Annotated in this window: 3 protein-coding genes; 1 reads left to right on the top strand and 2 read right to left on the bottom strand. The window is 71.8% G+C overall.

What is annotated here, in order from left to right; translation table 11 throughout:
- Window positions 1–185 precede the first annotated feature (185 nt).
- Window positions 186–884, bottom strand: coding sequence for a GAF and ANTAR domain-containing protein (locus tag CNO22_RS26260; RefSeq protein ID WP_100502181.1), 699 nt, complete (start codon window positions 882–884; stop codon window positions 186–188).
- 552 nt (window positions 885–1,436) lie between these two features.
- On the opposite strand from CNO22_RS26260, the gene CNO22_RS26255 reads away from it, so the two are divergent.
- Window positions 1,437–1,853, top strand: a complete 417-nt coding sequence (locus CNO22_RS26255) for a PaaI family thioesterase (RefSeq protein WP_100502180.1) — start codon at window positions 1,437–1,439, stop codon at window positions 1,851–1,853.
- Here CNO22_RS26255 and CNO22_RS26250 read toward each other — a convergent pair whose 3' ends face one another.
- Entirely contained in the window at window positions 1,854–3,143 is a 1,290-nt protein-coding gene (locus tag CNO22_RS26250; RefSeq protein ID WP_100502179.1) for a hydroxyacid-oxoacid transhydrogenase, read from the bottom strand. It lies immediately after the preceding gene.
- Window positions 3,144–3,278 lie beyond the last annotated feature (135 nt).

Raw genomic sequence — 3,278 nt, 5'->3', positions numbered from 1 at the left:
GCCTGCGCCGCCACGGTGCTGGCCAGATCGACCGGGGAGAGCAGATGAGCGGCTCGCAACAGCGAGCTCAGGGGGTCGATCACTGAGCTCACCCTGTCCCTCGGTCCAACGCGCCGCAGGCAGGGTAGCCGCGTGATCAGGACGACATCGGACCACGGCGGGCGCGCCGCGGGCCGGCGGTGTCCTTACTCCTGGGGGAGCTGCACGGACTCGACGATGCCGGTGGCGATGTCCCGCAGCTTGCGGTTGTAGCGCATGGAGGCCTCCCGCAGGATCTCGAAGGCGCGGTCTGCGTCCACACCGCGCTGGGCCATCAGCACGCCCTTTGCTTGCTCGATGACCGCCCGGGACTGCATGGCCAGTCGCAGGTTGGCCGCCTCCTCGCCGAGACGGGCGTGCGCGTGCACGTTGGCGATGGCGATGGCGATGGCGATCATCTCGGCCACGGTCATGGCCGCATCGAGCGCCTGCGCGGTGGCGAAGGTGCCCGGCTCGGTCGAGTAGGTGTTCAGGGCGCCGATGACCGCTCCCTGGAAGGGCAACGGGATGGACAGCGAGCTACGCACGCCGTGGTCGAGGACATGGGCGGCGTAGTCGGGCCAGCGCTGCTCGGTGCGCATGTCGTCGACCCGCAGCACCACCCCGCCGCGGCCGGCGTCCATGCAGGGGCCGTAGCCGCGCTCGTACTGCAGCTCCTCCGCACGCAGCGCCATCTCGCCCGAGTAGGCGGCGGTGAAGGCTTCCTCACCCTGCAGCAGAGTGATCGAGACGGACTCCGCGCCGGAGATGCCGCGTTCGGCGGCCTGGACGAGCTCGGTGAGGACATCGCCCACCGGTCGGTCGACCAGGGCGATCTGGGACAGGTCCCGCAGCAGGTCCTCCACTCCCGCATCCTGTCAGCACGACGCCCGGGGAAGTCGGCCCCGACGGCATGGGTCCCCTGATGCCGCCTCCTGGGCGACCTCATCGGAGGGGGTACTGGCGAGGTCGGCGCGCCACTGCACTGCGGTGCGACCTCCACCCCGCCGGGTGAGGCTCACCCAGTACGGGGCGTCGAAGGGGCCAACCCCGCTCCCCGGGACAGCGTGGTCAGTCGATCGCCTTCACCCAGGACGGCGCCCCTTGGGTCGCCAAGGTCGGGGAGGAACTGAGCGGGCAGCAGACGATGCAGCGACTGCGTCGCGGCGAGCTCGTCGAGCGCACCGAGACACTCGCGTCCACCTCCCGCGTGCTCGCCATCTACCCGGGCACGCCGTTCGCGGTCGTGACCGGCCGCCCAGCCGATCACCGGCACGCCGTCGGAGTGGGCCAACCCGTTCCTCGCCCAGGGTCGTGGGTTCGAGCCCCACCCGCCCCACCTGGTCCCGACCTGCTGTCCCGGCCCGACGGCCGGGCGCGTGCGAGGCTCGGCGGGTTCCCGACGAGAGGTGCCCCCCGTGCCGTCCGACGACGTACTCGCCACCCGCGTGCAGGCTGTGCTCGACATCCCGTTGCACCGGTTCCTCGGCATGCAGCTGCGCGACCCGGCCGAGCCGTCGGCAGGCATCTGGTTCCCCGTGGCCGGGCCGGCGCAGAACCAGGCGGCGGTGCTGCACGGCGGCGTCGTCTACACGCTGCTCGACGTCGCGTCGTTCCTCGCGCTGCTCCCCCGGCTCGGCGACGACGAGCACGCGGTCACCCACGACCTCACGGTGCAGCTGCTCCGGCCGGTGGCGGCCGACAAGCGTGTGGACATCACCGGGACCGTGCTGCGCCGCGGGCGAGCCGTCGCCTTCATGCGCGCCGAGACCACCGTGGACGGCGAGGTCGTCGCCGCCGCCCAGGTCACGAAGAGCGTCGTCCGCCTGGGCTGATCACCACAGCGACATGGACCGGCGGAAGATGCCGGCGATGTCGTCCTCGGTGACGTCGCGGGGGCAGGTGGCCAGCAGCCGCTGCTGCTTCATCGTGCCCTCGACCAGGTCCGGGATGTCGCCCTCGCCGAAGCCGACCGCGCCCACGCCGTTGGGGATGTCGATGTCGCGCATCAGGTCGGTCAGCACCATGGGCAGGAAGTCGACCGCCTCGGTCGGCAGGCCGGCGTTGGGCGCCAGCAGCTGCGCCGCCCGCACGTGCCGCTCCGGGGAGGCCTCGAAGGTGAACCGGAAGGCCTCCGGCGCGGTCAGCGCCACCGACATCCCGTGCGGGACCATCGGCTCGTCGGCCGGGTAGTCCTTCGGGTGGAAGTCCTTCACCTGGCCGGCGATCGGGTAGGCGTTGGCGTGCGGGATGTGCACCCCGGCGTTGCCGAAGCCCATGCCGGCGAAGGTCGCGGCCAGCGCCATGTCCGACCGGGCCTGCACGTCGTCCCCGTGCCGGACCGCCCGCCGGAAGGAGCCGGCCAGCAGGCTGAGCGCCTTCTCCGACCACATGTCCGAGATGGGGTTCGAGCCGCAGTAGGGCACCCGCTGCTCGGGCGTCTTGTGCTCGTAGGTCGTGTACCAGCGCGCCGTGTAGCTCTCCAGGGCGTGGCACAGGATGTCCATGCCCGACGCCGCGGTCACCCCGGGCGGCTGGGTGCGCGTGAGGTCCGGGTCGATCACGGCCAGGGTCGGCCGCAGCATGGCGTGGCTGATGCCGGTCTTCACCCGCGCCGCGATCACGTCCATCACGCAGATCGTGGTGCTCTCCGAGCCGGTGCCCGTCGTCGTCGGGACGGCGATGAGCGGCTTGAGCTGCTGGGACGGCGCCTGCCCCTTCCCGACCGGGACGTTGACGTAGTCCATGAGCTCGCCGGGGTTCGTGGTCAGCAGGTTGATCGCCTTGGCCGTGTCGATGCTCGAGCCACCGCCGACGGCGACGAAGGCGTCCCACGGCCCGGTCGAGCGGGCCTCCTCGATCGCGGCGACGAGGCTGGCGTCGGTCGGCTCGACGTGCACCCCGTCGTAGACGCGGGCCTCGATGTCGAACTGCGCCATCTGGTCGGCCACCCGCTGCGGGATGCCGGTGGCCGCGAGCCCCGCGTCGGTGACCACCAGCACCCGCCGGACGCCGTACCGGCTCAGGTCGAAGCCGATCTCGTCGGAGGCGCCGCTCCCGAACTTCAGCAGCGGCGCGCCGTAGGTGAAGACGGACTCGGGGTGGGCGGGCGAGACGGTGCTCATGACGTCCCTCTCTCAGGTTCGGACGGCGGTCGGCGCGGCGGTCGGTTGCACCGAATGTTGCACGCCGGTTGTGGCGGCCACCACAGCGGCGCATCATCCACCGCACCGCCCCCGCCCTGCCTCTTATACCCATCC

It is taken from the genome of Geodermatophilus chilensis (genome assembly GCF_002802985.1).
GTDB classification, from domain to species: domain Bacteria; phylum Actinomycetota; class Actinomycetes; order Mycobacteriales; family Geodermatophilaceae; genus Geodermatophilus; species Geodermatophilus chilensis.
The sequence above is the reverse complement of the archived record's forward strand: the minus strand, read 5'-3'. Positions and strand labels throughout refer to the sequence as shown.

Coding starts and splice junctions, on each gene's coding strand:
- CNO22_RS26250 (WP_100502179.1), bottom strand. CDS start 3,143: ATGAGCACCGTCTCGCCCGCCCACCCCGAGTCCGTCTTCACCTACGGC.